General features: G+C 61.1%; 12 protein-coding genes. 6 read left to right on the plus strand and 6 right to left on the minus strand.

All coding sequences use genetic code 11. From position 1 onward, the window contains the following. Positions 1 to 7,710: VCBS domain-containing protein (locus tag AC1DJO_RS22445; protein ID WP_477972867.1), on the plus strand; the 7,710-nt coding region annotated here is incomplete at its 5' end. A gap of 51 nt (positions 7,711 to 7,761) precedes the next feature. On the opposite strand, the gene AC1DJO_RS22450 is transcribed toward AC1DJO_RS22445, so the two are convergent. Next, positions 7,762 to 8,517 (minus strand): GGDEF domain-containing protein, encoded by a 756-nt coding sequence (locus AC1DJO_RS22450; protein WP_477972869.1) that lies wholly within the window; start codon positions 8,515 to 8,517, stop codon positions 7,762 to 7,764. Between the two features lie 319 nt (positions 8,518 to 8,836). On the opposite strand from AC1DJO_RS22450, the gene AC1DJO_RS22455 reads away from it, so the two are divergent. From AC1DJO_RS22455 to AC1DJO_RS22470, 4 genes are read left to right on the plus strand one after another with little or no spacing between them, the layout of a single operon-like run. Beyond that, positions 8,837 to 10,198, plus strand: coding sequence for a TolC family outer membrane protein (locus AC1DJO_RS22455; protein WP_112386508.1), 1,362 nt, complete (start codon positions 8,837 to 8,839; stop codon positions 10,196 to 10,198). 19 nt (positions 10,199 to 10,217) lie between these two features. Continuing rightward, positions 10,218 to 12,374 (plus strand): type I secretion system permease/ATPase, encoded by a 2,157-nt coding sequence (locus AC1DJO_RS22460; protein ID WP_112386349.1) that lies wholly within the window; start codon positions 10,218 to 10,220, stop codon positions 12,372 to 12,374. A gap of 2 nt (positions 12,375 to 12,376) precedes the next feature. Then, on the plus strand, positions 12,377 to 13,669 hold the full coding sequence (locus AC1DJO_RS22465; protein WP_442207969.1) for an HlyD family type I secretion periplasmic adaptor subunit: 1,293 nt from the start codon (positions 12,377 to 12,379) through the stop codon (positions 13,667 to 13,669). A gap of 2 nt (positions 13,670 to 13,671) precedes the next feature. After that, positions 13,672 to 14,331, plus strand: a complete 660-nt coding sequence (locus AC1DJO_RS22470) for a ribbon-helix-helix domain-containing protein (protein ID WP_112386347.1) — start codon at positions 13,672 to 13,674, stop codon at positions 14,329 to 14,331. 6 nt (positions 14,332 to 14,337) lie between these two features. On the opposite strand, the gene AC1DJO_RS22475 is transcribed toward AC1DJO_RS22470, so the two are convergent. Next, complete coding sequence (locus AC1DJO_RS22475; RefSeq protein WP_477972872.1) at positions 14,338 to 15,084, minus strand: phosphoglycerate mutase family protein; 747 nt, start codon at positions 15,082 to 15,084, stop codon at positions 14,338 to 14,340. A gap of 169 nt (positions 15,085 to 15,253) precedes the next feature. Continuing rightward, the gene (locus AC1DJO_RS22480; protein WP_477972873.1) at positions 15,254 to 16,219 is read right to left on the minus strand and encodes a transglutaminase-like cysteine peptidase; all 966 of its coding nucleotides are present in this window, start codon (positions 16,217 to 16,219) and stop codon (positions 15,254 to 15,256) included. 230 nt (positions 16,220 to 16,449) lie between these two features. On the opposite strand from AC1DJO_RS22480, the gene AC1DJO_RS22485 reads away from it, so the two are divergent. Further along, positions 16,450 to 17,676 carry a type 1 periplasmic-binding domain-containing protein gene (locus AC1DJO_RS22485; RefSeq protein ID WP_477972875.1) on the plus strand — a complete coding sequence of 409 codons (1,227 nt, stop codon included), beginning with the start codon at positions 16,450 to 16,452 and terminating at the stop codon, positions 17,674 to 17,676. Positions 17,677 to 17,702: 26 nt separating this feature from the next. Here AC1DJO_RS22485 and AC1DJO_RS22490 read toward each other — a convergent pair whose 3' ends face one another. The 3 genes from AC1DJO_RS22490 to AC1DJO_RS22500 all read right to left on the minus strand — a co-directional run bounded on the left by AC1DJO_RS22490 (position 17,703) and on the right by AC1DJO_RS22500 (position 19,808). Beyond that, positions 17,703 to 18,356, minus strand: coding sequence for a hypothetical protein (locus AC1DJO_RS22490; RefSeq protein WP_477972877.1), 654 nt, complete (start codon positions 18,354 to 18,356; stop codon positions 17,703 to 17,705). Between the two features lie 121 nt (positions 18,357 to 18,477). After that, a complete protein-coding gene (locus AC1DJO_RS22495; protein ID WP_477972879.1) occupies positions 18,478 to 19,485 on the minus strand; it encodes an aldo/keto reductase in 1,008 nt (335 codons plus the stop codon). A gap of 26 nt (positions 19,486 to 19,511) precedes the next feature. After that, on the minus strand, positions 19,512 to 19,808 hold the full coding sequence (locus tag AC1DJO_RS22500; RefSeq protein ID WP_477972881.1) for a putative quinol monooxygenase: 297 nt from the start codon (positions 19,806 to 19,808) through the stop codon (positions 19,512 to 19,514). Position 19,809: the final 1 nt, after the last annotated feature.

Here is a 19,809-nt window from a genome sequence, read left to right on the forward strand (position 1 = left end):
TCGGCAAACCAGGCAACGGGCGCCTATACCTTCACCCAGTTCGCCTCGATCGATCATCCCGATGCAGCCCGCACCGGTGCATCCGATGCTCTGCGTCTGGTCTTCGACTTCGCCGCAACCGATGGCGACGGCGACAAGACGGCCTGGAACACCGGTACCGTGCAGGTCGATATCCGCGACGACGCACCGGTCGCTCTCGACGTCGACCGCTACATCACCGTCAAGGAAAGCAGCATCCACGGCGCCACGCCGGATACGCAGTCCAAGAGCTTCTCGATCGACTACGGTGCCGACGGCGCTGGCAAGACCAGCTTCACCGGCCGCGTTCATCTCGATATCGGCGCTGGCGATGCCGGCAATGTCGACTTCACGCTCAGCGGCCCGGGCGCAACATATCTGTCGTCGCTGACCTCGCATGGCGCCAAGATCACCTTCCAGCTGTCTGCAGATGGCACAAAGATTGTCGGCTATGTTGGAGACATCAGCCATACCGTCATCGAGCTTGCCGCGAACGGCACGACGGTCACGGCGAAGCTGCTTGGCCCGGTCGACCACGTCGCGCTTGCCAACGGCTCCGCGATCGATCAGCTGCGCGTCGACGCCCAGGTCGCCTTCCGTGACGGCGACGGCGACACCACGACCAGCATCATCCGCGTCGAAATCAACGACGACAAGCCGACGATCATGTCGGCTGCGGACACCGGCCATCTTTCGGAAACCGGCCTGCCGCGCGTCTCGAGCGACTTCGGCTCGCTGCATGTCAATATCGGCGCTGACAACAAGGGAACGCATGTCGAGATCGGTCGCGACTCTCTCGGGCATCCGATTATCAATGCCGGCCTGACCTCTGATGGCGTCGCTCTGGACTACCTCGTCCGCACGACAAATGGCGTCGATCAGGAAATCGTGGCCTTCAAGCATGGCGAGAGCGCCGACACGCCGGTCTTCATCGTAGCTGTGCTCCATGATGGCAGCTTCGCGACCACCCTGTTCCAGAACCTCGACCATCCGGCAGGCGACAGCCCGCTGGTTCTCAACCTCGTCGCCCGCGTCTTCGACGGCGACGGCGACTATGTCGACCAGCCTTTCTCGGTAAGCGTTGCCGACGACGTGCCTGTGATCACCGGCTCGCTGCAGCCTGCAAACCTGCTTGCCAACGGCAACTTCGCCGGCGGCACCTGGGCTCACCCGGAATCCTGGGGTGCGTGGGCCACGGAATCCAACGGCTGGAAGATCGAAGGTACCGTTCCTGGCCAGCAGGGCGTCCAGCTTGAGCGTGTTGTCGATAACTATCTCGGCATGCATGCGACAGGCGGCTCGCCGATGGTCGATCTCGGCGCTTCGCCGGGCAACATCCAGATCTCGCAGAATATCACCGGCCTGACCTCCGGCGATACCTACAAGCTGACCTTCGAAGCCGGCTCGCCGGATGCAGGTTCGTCCAAGCTTGAAGTCTACTGGAATGGCACGCTCGTCGGTACGGTCCAGCCGACCGGCTCGATGGTCGGCCAGACGCTGAACCTGACGGCTGCCGGCGGCACCAACACGCTGACGTTCAAGGAAGTCGGTAACGGCAACGACAACACCGGCACGTATCTCGCCAATGTCAGCCTGACCCATGGCGCTGATGTTCCGGTCTTCCACGCCACGACTGGCGAAGACAGCGGCGTTGTTTCCTTCCATCTTGCGCAGGGGACGGACTTCTCCTTCGGCAACGACGAGAAGGGCACTGTAAGCTTCGATACGGATCATGTGACGATCGCCACGCCGAACGGTACGACGATCAACCTGCCTTCCAGCGCCTATCACTATGACGCTGCGACCGGCATCTTCACGATCAATCCGGGCTGGGGCTTCAACGGCCTCAGCGAAGGCGAAGTCGCAACGCTGACGGTACCGTTCAAGGTCACCGACGGCGACGGCGACAGCAAGTCGGCGGTTTATCAGGTAACGATCACCGGCTCGAACGATGCTGTCTCGACCTCGGTCGGCTTCCCGGATACCGGCACGATCACCGAGTATCAGGAGAACGACGCGCGTGCCGGCTCTACCGCCGACCGTACGGAATTTGACGCACCGGCTGGCCATGCCGGCTATAACGGCGGCGGCTTCTGGATCTACGACGATCAGGGCGACAAGCACACGGTCAGCGTCCAGGCCCAGGGTGGCAACTATCTTGGCACTCTGACCGCCTCCGTCAGCGAAGAAACCATCAATGACGGCAATGGCTTCGTGACCTGGAATTACCACGTCACCGATGCGGCTCTGAACCCGCTCGCGGCTGGTGAAACCAAGATCGAAACCTTCCGCGTCACCGTCGATGACGGCCATGGATCGTCCACGTATCGCGATATCACCGTCACGCTCGTCGGCACCAATGACTCGCCCGTCATCAACCTTACTGCCTCGGATGTCACCGCCGACGTCTTCGAAAAGGGTAACCTCGACGCCATCGGCGCCGACCAGGCTGCAAACGGCCGCTTCGAGCCCACCGTCAATATCGACAGCTTCCTAGCAAGCAAGCTGGTCAGCGGTGTCGATATGCACGACCTGCTGGCGCAGGTGCAGCAGCAGATCGGTCCGAAGGCTAGCGTCGCCGACGCGATTGCCACGGTCTGGGATTATGTCGACGACAACGGCGGCTACTATAACAATGTGCTGAACGAAATGTCGGCACGCCTCGGCGTCGAATATGCCAAGTACCTCGAAGCTGGCGGCAAGCCGCTGCTCGACGTCATCGCCAAGTACGCGGCCGATGGCGGTGATGCCGGCACTGTTGCGGATCGCCTGCAGTCTCTGCATGACAATCTGCTCGGCAACCTCGACGGCCCGTCGTTGATCGACAAGCTGCTCGGTGCAGGCCAGGGTTCCAACTCTAACCCGGTTCCGGCCGTCTATCAGGCAATCCTCGATCTGCTGCACGACAACGGCCTCGACGCCTTGCTGAGCCGCCCGATCTACGGTGGCTATGAAGGCACGGCGAACAACGCCCTCGCTTGGGATCAGGCGCACGGTCTGGTGCCGGTTGCCGGCGGGCAGCTCGTCGCGACGGACGTCGATCACGGCGCCCAGCTGACCTGGTCGATTGCTGGTCCGAGCACCTACGGTACGATCTCGATCGATCCGGCGACCGGCAAGTGGGTCTATGCCCTCAATGACGGCCTTGCTGCCACGCAGGGGCTGAACGAAGGCGAAACGGTCCAGCAGACCTTCACCGCAACGGTTACGGACGAGCATGGCGCCACGGATACGCAGCAGATCACGCTGACGATCCACGGCTCCAATGACGCTCCGGTTATCTCGCTGGAGAACGGCGATACGAACTTCGTGGGCCTGACGGAAGGCAATGCCGGTCTTTCTGCCAACGGCACGCTGAGCGTCTCCGACGTCGACAACAATGATGTCGTCACTGTCTCGGTTTCCGGTGTCTCGGCAACGGGCTCGGGCATCGAGAGCCACTTCACCGCAGATCAGCTGAAGGGCTTCTTCAGCGTCGATAGCGGCGCGGTCATCAGCGGCGGCGCACATTCCGGCGACATCCACTGGAACTTCAACTCCGGCACCGAAGCATTCGACTTTCTGCCGAAGGGCTGGGAATCGATCATCAGCTATACAGTGCAGGTCACCGATAGCCATGGCGGCACCGCGACCCAGGTCGTGCAGGTCAAGCTGACCGGCACGAACGACGCCCCCGTGATCACCAGCGGTCCGGCAACGGCCTCTGTGACGGAAGCAGGCGATATCGCGGGTATTTCCGAAGCCGGTAATGGCGGTGGCCTCAGCTCGCACATCGCACTCTCGAGCGCGGCCGCGGCAGCTATCACCCTGGTCACCACCGCGCCGACGGCTGCAAACTTCAATGCAGCGCTGAATGCGATCGGCCATGATCTTCCCGCCGGCGATGCTCTTGCAAACCGGGCAGCGGCGATCACCGTTCTCTGGGACGCGATGGATGACCGCTATACGTCGGCAGGCGCAAACCAGGTCAACATCAACCAGGCCTTTACTCAGCTTGGTCTGGCCTACGTTCAGTATCTGAAGGACGGCGGTGCACCTCTGACGGATATCGTCGCCAAGTACACGGCGGACGGTGCTGATGCGGACACGCTGCCCGATCGCCTGCAGTCCCTGCATGACAACCTGCTCGGCAATCTGACGACCTACGCGCTGACCCAGCGCTACGGAACCGATCAGGCGCTGTTCGACCACTACAAGGCGCTTGTAACCCAGGCCGACCCGGACCTTCTCGATCGTCCGTACTACGAAGGCCGTAACGACAGCACCAACGACGGCACTTGGGATCAGCAGCACGGCTACATCTCGGCGGCGCATGGTCAACTCGTTGCAACCGATGTGGACTTGAACCACACGCTGACGTGGTCGATCGGCGGCCCGAACACCTACGGCACGATGTCGATCGATGCTGCCACCGGTAAGTGGGTCTACACGCTGAACGACAAATTGGCGGCAACGCAGGGTCTTGGCGCCGGCGAAAGTGTCGATCAGACCTTCACTGCGACGGTCACGGACGACTATGGCGCGACTGCCACGCAGACCGTGACGGTTACCGTCCACGGATCGAATGACGCTCCGGTCGTCACGGCCGCGCTGATGACGGCGAACTATGTCGAGCCGAACGGTTCGAACATCGGCAAGCTCGACGGATACAAGATCTTCTCGTCTGCAAACGGCTTTGCGGTCTCCGACGCCGACGTCCACAATGCGGGCTACAAGTCGGTCACCGTTACAGCGGACGAGGGCGATCGCCTGTTCATCCGGCAGTCGGATCAGGGCGGCCTCAAGCTCAACAACGGTGAGATCATCATCACCCAGAGCGAGAAGTCGACCAACACGCTGGTTATCACTGCGGCCGACGGCCACATGATGACCGAAGCCGAGGTGAAGGCTATCCTGCAGAAGATCATCTTCCACACGGATGAGCATACTGGAGCCAGCGAGACGCATCACATTGCCATCGTTGTCGAGGATGCCGATGGCGGGCTTAGCGCTCCGCTCGGCATGACCGTCAATGTTACCGGCACCAACGATGCGCCGACTGCCTACAACAACTTCTCGGTGACGACGACCGAAGACCATGCCTTCGCCTTCACGCCGCAAAGTGTGGGCGACACGAAGATCACATTCGAGAACCTCGATGACGACAGCAGCGTAAACGGCGGCACGCCGGGCCAGCTGACGATCGCGTCGAACCATGGTGTGGTCACAGTCAATCTGACCCAGTATCCTGATCTCAAGGTTCTGTCGGTTGACGGCGTCGCCGTTGCCGATGGTGGCCATGGCTCCTACACCGGCCACTCGATCGTGGTCGAAGGCGCTGCGGGCAAGAACGGTCCGATCGACGCCTTGACGGACTCGGATCACGGCACTGGCATCACATTCAATCCGGACGCCAACTTCAACGGCGCGGCCACGATCACCCTGTCTTACAACGACATGGGCGATGACGGCCTGGCGGCGAGCGCCCCGGCTGTCCAGACCGTGACCGTTAACGTCACACCGGTCAACGACGCGCCGCATCTGGCTCTCGGCCAGACGACGGGCTTCACGATCAACGAAGACACCCCGCTCTACTTCGCCGAAACCGGCGCCAAGAACTGGGTTGCTTCCGATCCGGATCAGGGCGATGGCGTGACACAGACGGTCACGTTGACGCTCCATGTCGAGGCAGGTGGCAAGTTTGCGGCGTCCTCTGACGGTTTGAGCGGCGGCTTCAACATCGTGACCTCGGACAACGGCCACACGATCTCGATCACGACGACCGCTGACTCGAACGGCTCCCGTGATGCTTATGCGCTCCTGAACACACTCTTGCGCGGTGATAACCACAGCGCCGGCAATCTCAACGGCATCGCATTCACGCCGGATCAGGACTTCAACGGTCCGGTCAGCGTCCATTACACGCTCGACGATCATGGCAATTTCGGTGGTACGGCGCTGACGGACAGCGGTGATTTCACGATCACCGTCAACCCGGTCAACGACGCTCCGGCCATCGATCTGGACACGACAACGGCTGGCAATGATGCAGCCCGTACCGCGGTCGAGCAGTTGCCGCAGTGGATCTTCGATCAGGCCAACCTGAAGGATGTCGACAGCTCGACGCTTGCGTCGCTCACGGTGAAGTTCACGACTTCGCCTGACGGTGCAAACGACACGCTGTCGCTGAACACCACGGCACAGAATGCGGCCAACACCGCGCATCTGAATGTCGCATTTGTAAACGGCACGCTTTCGATCACGGGCACTGCAGCGACGTCGGTCTACGAAACGATCCTGAAGGGTGTCGTCTACGAGAACACCAGCGACAACCCGAGCACTGCGGACCGCATCGTTCAGGTCGTTGCCAACGACGGCCAGGCAGACAGCGTTGCGCATACGGCAAGCGTCCATATCATCCCGATCAATGACGCTCCGGTATTGACCGGTGATCTCGCGGCATCGGTCGAGAAGGGCCATAGCTATACGCTGACGACGGCTGACGTGTTCTTCACGGATCCGGACAACACCTCGGTGGCGTTCCAGGTCTCGAACCAGGTGAGCGGCCTGATCAAGGTTGGTGGCGTGTCGTCGCTGTCCTTCACATCAGAGCAGCTCCAGGCTGGTCTCGTCACCTTCGTCCACGACAACTCGGCTGGGAACACTGCTCAGTTCAATGTGAAGGTCGAGGATGGCAACCAGGATGGTTCGGTGCCGGTAGCACAGACGTTCCATCTCGATGTGACGGTCCCGAACGTTGCGCCGAAGGGGCTCTCCGAGACGATCACAACCAATGGGGAACATGCAGCCGGTCATGCTGCCGTGGTCCATATTCCGGTTGAAGCATTGCTGTGGAACGACACCGATGCCGATGGCGACAAGCTGACCGTCACAAACGCGGCGCAGAATGCTTCGCTGAGCAATGGTGTGGTAACGGTGACATTGACCGGCAACCATACTACCTTTGATTACTACATCTCCGATGGCCACAACGCTGCGGTTAAGGTGACGTCCGCAGTCGATATCGGTTCGCCGAGCAGCGGTTTCTACGTCGACAATCACGCACAGGGTCAGGACATCTTCGGCGATGGCGGGTCGCAGATCTTCATTGCCGATACACAAGGCGGCAGCAATCTGTACGGTGACTGGCCGTCCGGCAGTGGTTCCGATCTATTGATCGGTTCCAACGCATCGGACAACATTTACGGTGGAGCAGGCAATGACACCCTGTACGGCCGTGACGGTGCAGATAATCTGTACGGCGATGCCGGCAACGATATACTCTACGGCGGTGCTGGTGACGATAAGCTCTATGGTGGCGACGGTAACGACCAGCTCCACGGCGGAGCTGGCCTCAACACCATGACTGGCGGGGCGGGCAGTGATACCTTCTTTATCGACGCTGAAGCCTTGAACAAGCTCGATGCAAGAGACGTCATCACTGACTATAATGGAAGCAACGGTGTGAACGGCGATAAGCTCGACGTATCAGATCTCTTGAATAATCTTCTGGGTCACGATGCTAGCGAGAGCGAAGCGACCGCTGCGCTCAAGGCGACCAATTCGAATGGTAATACCGTCATCAGCGTAAACCTTGGTGGCAACACCGGATGGCACGACCTTGTGAGCGTTCATGTCGATCAGGGATCGCAGATCCGTCTCCTCTATGATCATGATCACGAGATCGCCCTGAAGACGAACGGCAACGCTTAAGCCGTCCTCACCTCAAACAATTGAAAAGGCGCGAAAGCGCCTTTTCTGCTTTCAGGCAGCCGGCAATCTCCCGATCGCGATCGGCTCGTCCTCGCTGCCGGCCTCCATCGCGAGCTCGCCCGCCATCTGCCGGATACGGTTGAATTCTGCCGGGCCGTCGAAGATTGCGCCGCCGAGTTTCAGGTCGATGGAGAGCGGGTTCTCGTCGGCGGCGAAGGCGGCCGCCGCCACCCGTTCGCGGATGCGGTTGGCGATGTCGAGGGCGCTTTCGGGCGCGGCACCCGGCAGGAAGATGCCGAGCTCGTTGGTCGCAAGCCTGGCCACCAGGTCGCCGCTGCGCACCGAGGACTGGATGATCGCCGCCAGCGACTGCATCACCGTATCGGCCCATTGCGGCCCGTAGCGGCGGCTGATGGCATCCAGCGGATCGACCACGGCGGCGATCATGATACCGCCCGTATCGGTCGAGATTCGCTTGCGCCGGTCGATGTAATGCTCGACGGATGCGGCAAAGGCGGTGCCGTTCAGAGCCCCCGTCGTGGCGTCGTGGCGGGCGGTGTAATTAATCCGTTCGTGTAGCTTCCGGATTTCACCATTTTTGATCCCGATTGCGGCAAGCAGCGGAAATGCAACAAACAGAGAAATTGAGCATGTACTGATTAAACCTACCAAAAATGGTTGGTCCGGCAGAAGAAGGTTTAAGATAAGTAAAGCACCAACGGACCCGGCGAGGCATCCCAATGCACCGGTCGTGGCCGTCCATAGAGCTCTTACTGTTGCTTGGGAGTAACTCTTTCGGAAATTCATGGTGCGCAATGTCCGTTGAAAAACGTACAATGAGCTAATCAGCTGCGGGAGAATCCGGGATTAAAAAATCCTGTAAAATTGTTCCTTTAGTAGCTGATCTCTGTGAATTAACTGTCTTCGGAAGATTGTCCTGCACTGCAGTTGGAGTGTGGAAATGTTGGTGATACTTGTTTGCTGAAGAACATCTTCGGTATATGGGTTTCGCCCGGAGAATCTCAGATGTTGAGGGGCATCAGTCTTGTTTAAAGGCAAAAGAATTTTCGCGGCTCTGTCCGCCACCGTTGCTTTCAGCTTCGCGTTTTCGATGCATGCCGATGCAATGACCTTGCAGCAGGCCGTCGAGAAGACGATGAAGACGAACCCGCAAATCTTGCAGGCTGCAAAAGATCGCGAAGCCGTGGAGTTCGAACTCCGCCAGGCGCGGGGTCTTTACTTGCCGTCGGTCGATCTGGAGGCCGGTGCCGGCCGCCGCAGACTGTCCAATTCCAGCACAGGCACGCTGACCTCCGACCACGATTACTTGTCGCCGGGCGAAGTTGGTTTGACCGTTACGCAGACATTGTTCGACGGCGGTGCCCGCCGTTCGCAGGTCGAGCAGCAGGCTGCCCGCGTCGATGGCGCTTCCTTCCGCGTTCTCGAGCGTTCCGAAGCGCTGGCCCTCGAAGTCACTCAGGATTATCTCGAATACATCCTGCAGGGTCAGATCGTGAAGGCCGCGCAGGATAACGTCGGCTTCCACAGCCAGATCCTCGGCAATATCGAGCAGAGCATCAAGGGCGGTACCCTGACCGATGCCGACCGTCTTCAGGGCGTCGAGCGTCAGCAGGCTGCTGCAGCCCGTCTGCAGGAAGCCAAGGAAGAACTGGAAGCGACCCGCATCCGCTTCCTTCAGGCTGTCGGCGAGCCGATCACCAATGCCTCGACCCCGCCGTCGGTTGCCAAGTTCCTGCCGAAGACGCTGAATGACGCCGTCTTCATCGCCGCCAAGAACAGCCCGCGCATCTACTCGGCCAATGCCGATATCGATGCAGCTGACGCCAGCGTGCGTGGCGCCCGTGCCAACTACCTGCCGAAGGTCGATCTTGAAGGCACCGCCCGCGTCGGCGATGACATCGACGGCGACGACGGCAACACCAACGACTATCAGGTCCGCGTCGTTGCCCGCTGGAACCTTTATCGCGGCGGCATCGATACCGCCCGCGAACAGGAGCAGATCCGCCGCGCCGGCGAACAGCGTTATGCGCTGGCCCAGGTGCAGCGCGAGGTCGAGCAGTCCGTCCGTTCCGCCTGGAACGAGCGCGTCAGCCGCGGCACGCTTGCCGGTATCCTCGGCAAGCAGGCACAGACCAACGCCCAGCTCGTTTCGTCCTACCGTCAGCAGTTCGGTGTCGGCCAGCGTTCGCTGCTCGACGTGCTTGACGCGCAGAACACCAATTTCAACACCAGAGTTCTGGCAGACACGGCGCGCGTTGCCTCGCTGTTTGCCGAGTACAAGATCCTGGCTGCCTCCGGCAATCTGCTTCAGACGATGAAGCTGCGGCCGGTCGAGCAGTCCAAGGCTTATGCGCGGGAAGAGTTTGTTGTCCCCGCGGGCGTCGCAAATCCGGGTTATGTCGAGCTGCAGTCTACGCAGAAGGCCGGCATGCCTCTGGATCTTCTGGCGCCAATTCGACAGCAGTAGTCGAAACGGCCATGGAACAATGCTGAACGTAGCGCTCGAGACTTCCAGCGGCACCCCGCTGCAGACATTCAAAGCCGCTTTTAAATCCGTGGCTGCGTTCTATGGCCGTCCCAGTTCCGATACGGTGCTCTTCTCCGGACTTCCGGATGAAGTCACCGAGTCGCTGGAGCTGGACGACATCGAGCAGATCGCCGAACGGATCGGGCTGCAGGTCATCAGGCATGAAGAGCGCGATTGCCGCTCGGGCAATTTCGATTGTCCGGCGATCGTCGCCTTTGCCGATGGCGGCGTGCTGCCGTTGCTCGAAGTCGCCGAAGACGGCTCCTATATCACCGACGTCGTGCCGATCGCCGGTCAGCCGATCCGTCTGACGCGCCAGGAGCTTGCAAGCCTCCAGCCGCAAGCGGCCTTTGCCTTCACGCTCTATTATCAGAACGCCTCGGAAGAGGCGCTGGTCGGCAATGCTGTCGAGATCGAGAAACGCCATTGGCTGTCGAGCACGCTGGCGCCGTACTGGCGCACCTATGTCCGCGTCATGGTCGCAGCGCTGTTCATCAATCTCATCGCGCTCGGCTCGCCGCTGTTCACGATGAACGTTTATGACCGGGTCCTGCCGAACAAGGCGATACCGACGCTCTGGGTTCTTTCGGCTGGCATTTCGCTCGCCTATCTCTTCGATTTCCTGTTGAAGACCGCCCGTTCATCACTGATCGATTATGCCGGCCGCAAGGCCGACCTGCGTCTGTCGCAGATGATCTTCGACAAGGTGCTGAACTCGACGCTCGCCTCGCGGCCGATGTCGACGGGCGAATATGCCAACCGTGTCACGCAATATGAGTTCGTTCGCGAATTCTTCACCTCGAACACCATCGGCGTCCTGATCGACAGCCTGTTCGTGTTCATCTTCCTGTTCGTTATCTACCTCATCTCCGGCTGGCTCGTCGTCATTCCGGCTGTCGCCTTCGTCGCCTCCGTTGTCATCGGCCTCTGGGCGCAGGCGGCGATCGGCAAGCGCATGGCAACCGCCGCCAACGAGGCATCGCGCCGCCAGTCGCTGCTGGTCGAAACCATCTCGACCATCGAGACGCTGAAGAGCCTGCGTGCCGAAGCCACCATGCTGCGCCGCTGGCAGGAGCTGACGAAATATTCGAGCCGCACCAGCGAAGAGATCAAGCACGTCTCGACCAATGCCATCAACCTGACGATGCTGATCCAGCAGATGGTCAGCGTCCTGATCGTCATTGCCGGCACCTATGAATTCTCCGAGGGCCGCATCGCCATGGGCGCCATTGTCGCCACCGTGATGCTGGCGAGCCGCGCCGGTGCGCCGCTCGGCCAGATCGCCATGACGCTGGCGCGCTTCCGCCAGGCGACGATGTCGCTGCGCATCCTCGACAAGATCATGGAACAGCCGGACGACCGGCCCTCGACCGTTGGTTTCGTCAATCGCCAGATCACTCAGGGCAGCTTCAGCTTCCAGAATGTCGCATTCCAGTATCCGGGCTCGGATCACCCTGTTATCAACGGCCTGTCCTTCAATGTCCGCCCGGGCGAAAAGATCGGCATCATCGGCCGCATCGGCTCCGGCAAGACGACGCTCGGGCGCCTGCTCGACGGTCTGTTTGCCCCGGCTTCCGGCCGCGTGCTGATCGATGGCGTCGATGTCCGCCAGTATCACATGGCCGAAGTCCGCTCGGCGGTTGCCGTTGCCGGCCAGTCGTCGGATCTGTTCTCCGGCACGGTCAAGGAAAACCTGTTGATCGGCCGGGCCGACGCGACGGATGAAGAGCTGCTCGAAGTCGCCCGCATTACCGGCGTCGATGAATTCGTCGGCAATCATCCGCGCGGTTTCGACATGCCGGTCGGAGAGCGCGGTACCAATCTGTCCAGCGGCCAGAAGCAGGCGCTGACGATTGCCCGCCTGCTGCTCACCAAGCCGAAGATCGTCTTCCTCGACGAGCCGTCGGGCGCCATGGATCTGGCAACTGAACGCCACCTGATTTCGCGGCTGTCGAGCGCCTTCGGTGCCGAAACCACGCTGCTGATCGCCACGCATCGCCATAGCATGCTGGAGCTGGTCGACCGCCTGATCGTCATCGACAAGGGCAAGATCATCGCCGATGGCCCGAAGCAGGCCGTCATCCAGGCCATGCAGCAGCGCCGGCCGGGAGCATGAACATGAGCCGCACGCACATCGACAATCCGCCGCTCTTCGCCCGCGCCATCCTGGCCCTCTGCGCTCTTTTGATCGCCAGCTTCCTGGCCTGGGCGGCCTTTGCCAGCATCGATGAGATCGCCCGCGGCGAGGGCAAGGTCATTCCGGTCTCGAAGACGCAGATCATCCAGTCGTCGGAACCCGGCGTCGTCCAGCAGATCGCCGTCACCCTCGGCCAGATCGTTCGCAAGGGCGACCTTCTGGTGCAGCTCGACAATACGACGACCACTTCGACGCTCGGCGAATCCGTTGCGAAGGCTCGCGCGCTTGGCGCCAAGGTTGCCCGCCTGAAGCTTGAGGAAGCCGGTCTCTACGACACCAAGTTCATCTGCCCGGACGAGATTCTGACCGTCGCCAAGCCGGTCTGCGATAACGAGGAAAGCCTGTTCGCCGCCGATCGCGCCAGCTACGAAAACAAGCTCGGCGTTCTCCAGGAGCGGGTCAAGCAGCGCGAGAACGAGCTGAACGAGGCGCATGCCAATATCGCCCGTCTGACCGACAATATCGACGGCGCCCAGCGCCAGTACAACCTGATTAAGCCGCTGAGCGACAAGAAGCTCGTCGCTCAGACCGAGATGCTGAAGGTCGAACGCGACCTGACGGATCAGCAGGGCCAGCTCAAGGTTTATCAGGAAAGCATCGATCGCCTCGAAGCCGCCGTTCAGGAAGCCAAGCTGCAGGTCGGCGATCTGGCGCTGGAACTGCGTCAGCAGGCGCTGACTGAGAAGGCGACGACACTCGCCGAACTCTCGGTCGTCGATGAAACCATCCGCGGCGCGTCCGATCGGGTCAAGCGCACCGATATCCGCTCGCCCGTCGACGGCATCGTCAATACGCTCGAGGTCAATACGATCGGCGCCTATGTCGATCCGGGCCGCGTCATTGCCGGCGTCGTTCCGACTGCCGATACGCTGCTGATCGAAGCCAAGATCTCGCCACGGGACGTCGCATTCGTGCGCCGCGGCCAGCCTGCCGTCGTCAAGGTCACCGCCTACGACTTCTCGATCTTCGGCGGCCTCGAAGGCGTCGTCGAGAACATCTCGGCAGACAGCCTGGTCGAGAAGGAAAAGGGCGACACCTACTACCTGGTACAGGTCAAGACTGACAAGTCGGAGCTGGAGCGCAACGGCAAGGCCTATCCGATCATGCCGGGTATGGTCGCCTCGGTCGAAATCATGACCGGCAACAAGACTGTTCTGAGCTACCTTCTGAAGCCGATCAACAAGGCGCGCTCGGAAGCGCTGACGGAGCGCTGAGAATGCTGATCAGCAAGGCTGCCGCAACCGATCTGACGAGCGCTGAGCCGCTCGACGATGCGCTGCCTGTCATCGGCGCCGACGAGATCGAGCCAAAGTTCCGTGCCGTTGCCGGCCGGGGCGGGGAGCGCCGCGGGATCCGTCTGGAACGCATCTATTGGGATGGTCTCGGCCGCATGTCGTCGGCCGGCAAGATGACGACGGCTGATCTGGTGCATCATACGGCCGCCCAGATGCCGGAGACCGGCAATCTCGCCTCTCTGCTGCGCGTCCTCAGCTTCAAATGGGCGCTGAAGCGGCTTGATACGGTCGAGGATGTGTCCTCGATGGCCAATCTGAATGCGTTAATCCAGGCTTCGCCGTCGCCGACCATCCTTCTCACGCTGGAGAAGAAGATCCAGCTGTTCAACGACGCCTTCCTGTCGATGCTGCGCCACCGCCTGCCAATGGGCGATGCGGCGCAATTGACGAAAAGCCTGCGCTTTTCGATCGATACGCAGATCGAGGAAGCCATGGCGACGCTTGCCATGAACAAGGGCAAGACCCTGAATACCGGCTTTACCATCGCTGCGGGTTCGCAGACGATGAAGGGCCAGATCAATCTGGCGCTGGCGCCGACCCACGAAAAGCCGATGCTGGTCGGCTATATCTCCCGCTACTGAGAAATTTCAGCCGCCGGTCTTCGGCGCGATCGTCAGCGCTGAGCCGTAGGCGCCGCGCATATCCGTTGCTTCGGCCGGATTGCGGTCGTCGGCCTTGTGCAGCAGTGTCGCGCTGTAACCCTCCGCATGCGTGCCCTCGATCAGCGTCACGTCGGCATTTCCCGGATTGTCGGAACGTTCGAACCACTCGACGCTGTGATGCAGGAAGTTCATCTCGAAGGCGCGGTTGGTGACGCCATGGCCGACGATGATGGCCGTATCGTTGCCGCCGCCGATATCGTGCATCACCGTCAAAAGGAAAAGCCGCAGCCGCTGCGCCACATCGGCGCGGCTTTCTCCATCGGGAGGCCGCGCATAGAACTTGCCGCTATTGTTGCGCAGCCGCGCCCATTTCTCGAACTCCTCAGGAAACTTCCGTCGCTGCTCGGCACGGTCGTAGATCTCGGTAAACAGCCCGAAATCCTGCTCGCGCAGCAGATAATCCTCATGCACCTCGCCGACCGTGCCCGCTGGCAACGCCTCGATGATCGCATCCATCGTCTGGCGCGTGCGCAGATAGGGCGAATACCAGATGCTGGCCCGTGGGGCGGCATCCGGCAGCGCTGCCAGATAGGCCGCAATCCCACGCCCAGCCGCCAGCGCCTGCCGGTATCCCCATTCCGTCAGCGGAACATTGTGATCGCCGAACTGCCGGTAGGCACTCTCGCTGATATTGCCGAGGGATTCGCCGTGTCGAACAAGAAAGATGCGCATGTCGGCCTGCATGTATTGAGTGTCGGCGCATCATGACGGGGGTGGGGGCGGCGTGCAATCGGGAAACGTCTTGTGTGCGACGAGCTTAGCGGGCGCCAATGCTACAGAAGCAAAACAAAAAGCCGGCCTACGCGGCCGGCTTTTATACTCCACTCGAAAATCGCCAGGTTCAGTAGGGGACACCTTCGCCTGGAGCGACCTTTTCGAGCGGCATTGCGGATGCCACCTGTTTGTTGCCGGCCTTGATGCCGTGGAGATAGCCTTTGCCTGCGTTGATCGAGTAGAGCGGCTGGTAGTCGGGCAGGCGGTTGTCGGTCAGAACCTGGTCGCGCATGTTGTCGAGGATGAAGAAGTTGCCGTTGACCGCGACCGACAGAACGGCGTGGTAGAAATGGCGCTTCTGGTCGAAGAGAACGACGATCGACATGTCCTTCATGTCGACGCCTTCAGCCTTCAGCGCCGCCATTTTCAGGATCGCGAAATCTTCGCAGTCGCCCTGCTGTCGTGACAGCGTCTCGGATGGTGTCGCCCAGTAATCGGCCACCTGATAGGTCTCGATGTCCTTGCGGTAGCGGATGGCGTGATTGACGGCGGCGTTGACGCTGTTCAGCTTGTCGCGGATCGACGACTGCGCGGTCTGGCCGAGCGCCGTCTTGATGACTTGCGCCGCATTGGTGCAGCCCTTGGCGCCGCAGGTGATGGCCGCGCCGCTTTGCATTTCGGCAAGCGACGGCGCAAAGCGCTTAAGCGCCGCCAGCCGCTTGAAGGGAATGGTGACCGAGCCGAACACCGCTTCGTTGGAGGTGGTAAGCTTTGCCGGCTTGTCGGGCCTGATCGACGCCGTGATCTCCGGCGAGGCAACCTGTTGCGGCCGTGCAATGGCGGCAAGATCAATGCGCTGAACGGTGCCCGCAACGCCTGCAAACGCCGTCTTCGCCAGACTATAAAGGCCGGATATACTTGCGGTCTCCGCAAGAGAAAGGGCAGTATTGGCAGAGATCACGCTCGCGTAAGACGTCAGTGAAATCTGCGCCGTGGGGATTTCGGAGGCGTTCGACGGTGCAGTGCCAAGAAACGATGCGAAGGATGCGAAAGTAAAAGCTGCAAGTATTTTTGATTTTGTGCTGCGCTTCATCGGATTTTCTCTCTCTGTTTGAGAGGAATGTACCGATGAGCTATAAATATGCCGTGTGTAAGCTTGGAAAATGCAAGTATAAATATTCCGGTCAAAGACGCGTAAAACTTTAGCGTTCACGTCAACCAAGTTTGGGGGAATGGTTTGATTTTCGCGCCCGCACGGTGCAGAAATGAGCGCATTCTAAAAAGGCCGCTAACGGCCGCGACATCGCATCCTCGGGGGAAACAGTGACGCCGCATTTGAATTCGAAGATCGCGCGCCTGCATGGTTTACGCAACGGGGTCTTGAAGACGCCTGCTGCCATCAGTCGCGTCGTTCCCGCCCTTGTGCTGATCGCCGGCGGCCTGCTGGCCGGTTGCCAGGCGGATGGCGACAGTCTGTCGAACAGCGTCAAGAACACCGATATCAAGGCGCCATCCAGCGCTGTCGAGGAAAGCTTCGGCGAAACCGGCACGGAGATCACTCTGCTGCTGCCGAAGGGCTCCACCGGCCTTTATGAGGGCGAGGCGCGCGATGTCCGCGATGGCGCAGCGCTCGGCGTCGGCGAAGTTGGCAACGGGCAGGTCTTCGTCAAGGTTGTCGACGTCTCCGGCGGCCCGGCATCGGTTGCCGCTGCCGTTTCGGCTGCCAAGGCGCGCAATTCCGCCCTCCTCGTCAGCTTCGCGCCGCAGGCGACCACCGCTGCCGTCGCAGCTATTCCTTCGGCCGAACGCCTGCCGTTGATCAATCTCGGTGCGCCGGTCCCGGCAACGTCGGGCAATGTCTACAACTTCACCTCCGACGAGGTGGACAGTGCCGTCGAAGGCGCCCGCACATCCGTCTCCGGCGGCCATAAGAAGGTCTTCGTTTTCGCCACGACGGAGCTGACGGCGATCGGCGAAGCCCGCATTGCCGATGGGGTGCGCGCTTCAGGCGGTACCTATCTCGGTTCGGCCCGCTATGCCCTTTCCGATGCTTCGGCCGCCGATGCGGTGACCAAGAGCAAGGCGCAGATGCAGGGCGCCGACACGATCGTCGTGCTTGGCAAATCCACTATCGTCACCACGGTTGCCGGTGCGATCAAGGCCGCGGGCTTCACCAATATCACGCTTGTCGGCACCAGCGGCTGGCCGCAGCAGGCCTATACCAGCCCGGCCGTATCAGGTGCGCTGATCGCGATGGTTGATCCGGAAGGTGCCTCAATGATATCGGAGCGCTACCAGCGCCATTACCGGCGTCCACTGACCGCCAATGCGGCCTATGGCTATGATGCGGTGGCAATCGCCTCGGGCATCATCCGCACCAAGGATCCGAAGGCCCTGACGGCCGAAAACCTGACCAGCAAGACGGGCTTCCGCGGCATCACCGGGCTCTTCCGCCTGAATGTCTCAGGCGGCGTCGAACGCAAGCTCAGCCTCTTCACCATCACCGGCGGCAAGCCGAACCTGTTCGTGGCGGCGCCGAAGGCCTTTTGAGGCCATCGGGTCGCTGGCTCGATAAATCAGTGCCTGGCGAGTGCCAGGTCGGACGTGTCAAAGGCCGCCGCCGCGGCCATCAGGATGCGCTGCTGGGCGGCGAGCAGGAACATGTAGCCTGCGAGCTCGACGGTTTCCTCAAACACTTCGGGCACGCCGACAAAGGCGTCAAGCGACATTCCCATGTGGCGCTCCGCGGCCGTCATCAGGATCAGCGACAGGCCGGCCATCACCAGTTCGAGCGCCGGAAACTGCCGCGCCTTGATCACCGGATCCAGCAATCGCCAGAGCTTGAAACGTGCCGTCACCGTCAGCGTCACCAGCACCAGCAGGATGACGAGCGGCTTTACGGCCGGGTTGAACCAGAGCAGCTTGCCGGAAAATTCCGGCCCGTCCTCTGACATGCCGGATGGCGGATAGAACACCGCACCCCAGCTGATTTCACGTCCCAGGCAGATGATCCAGACCGGTACGAGCGCCAGCCAGAGCCATTTCCATGGCGCTTGGCTGCGGCTCGCCAGTACGATCGCCTGAACGGTGCCGATGGCGAGAACGAGATTGTCGAGGAGCTCGAGCGGTGCGTTTTCCCAACTCCACCAGGCCGGCAGAACGAAAGACAGCGGATATGCCAGGAGGAAAAAGGCGAAGGCCACGAGCCGGAAGGGCAGGGCGGTAGTCATCTCATCTGTACCTCTTCAAGGGAGAGGGTTTTATGAAATAAATATGACTACCGCAATCAAATATGCCCCCCATCAACAGTTAAGGATGGAGGGCAGATCGTGCGGGAGAGCCTCGTCTTCCCTAGAGCGGCAGCGGCGCCGCGGGGTTTACCAGCCCCGCCTTGCGCAGATCACGCCAGAACTCCGCCGGGATCGTCTCGTTCAATGCCGCCCCGTCCTCGGCGATGCGTTCGGGCTTGCTGGCGCCGGGGATCACGGCGGCGACGGCCGGATGTGCCAGCGAGAATTGCAGGCCTGCAGCCTTTATGCTGATGCCGTGGCGGTCAGCCAGCGCCTTGATCCGCGCCACCTTGTCGAGGATTACGGGCGTTGCCGGCGCATATTCGAAGTTCGGCCCGCCGACCAGTGCGCCCGAGCTGTAGGGGCCACCGGCGACGATGCCGAGACCGCGCTCGGCGACCAGAGGCATCACCCGCTGCAGTGCCCGGTCATGGTCGAGCAGCGTGTAGCGCCCGGCCAGCAGAAAGCCATCGGGCCGCGGTGTATCCAGACCGAGCAGCAATTCGATCGGCTCGACACGGTTGACGCCGAGGCCCCAGGCCTTGATCACGCCCTCGTCGCGCAGCCGGTCAAGCGCCCTGAAGGCGCCCTTGCGGGCGGTCTCGAACACATCGAGCCACTCGTCGCCATAGAAATCCTGAGCGACATCATGGACGAAGGCGATATCGATGCGGTCTGTCTTCAGCCGCTTCAGGCTGTCCTCGATCGAGCGCAACGTTGCATCTTCCGAGTAGTCGTTGACGATCTTGTTCGGCCGTCCGTACTTGAAGACATCGCCCTTCTCGCCAAGATCGCGGGCGCTGACATCCTCGATCTCGTCGAGGATCACCCGGCCAACCTTGGTGCTGATCACATATTGATCGCGTGGCTTGGCCGCCAGCGCCTCGCCCATGCGGATCTCCGCAAGACCAGCGCCGTAAAAGGGCGCATTGTCGAAATAGCGGATACCGTCATTCCAGGCGGCTTCGACGGTCGAAAGCGCTTCGGCTTCCGGAATATCGCGAAACATGTTGCCGAGCGGGGCGGCGCCGAAGCCGAGCTTGCTCCGCAGGATGTTCTTGAGTGCCATTGATCTGTCCTCTCCAGTGTTGGGTGTCAGCCGATATCGGCCGCGTCGAGAACGAGCGCGGTGCGTTCGGCGAGATCGTTGATCTTCGCGAGATAGGCCTTGAAATGCGGGGTCTGGCGGTGGGCGGCCACCGCTTCATTGTCCAGATAGAGTTCATCGAGCACAAAACGCGTGGCATCTGCCTGGTCGCGCCAGATATCCCAGCGCAGGTTGCCCGGTTCCGCCCGGCAGGCGGGTGCCATGCCGGACAGAAGCGCTTCGAGTTCGCCTGCCTTGCCGGGCCGGGCGGCGAGGATTGCCATGATCTTCACGGAATGCGGCATG

The sequence above is a fragment of the Rhizobium sp. 05N430 genome (genome assembly GCF_056396985.1).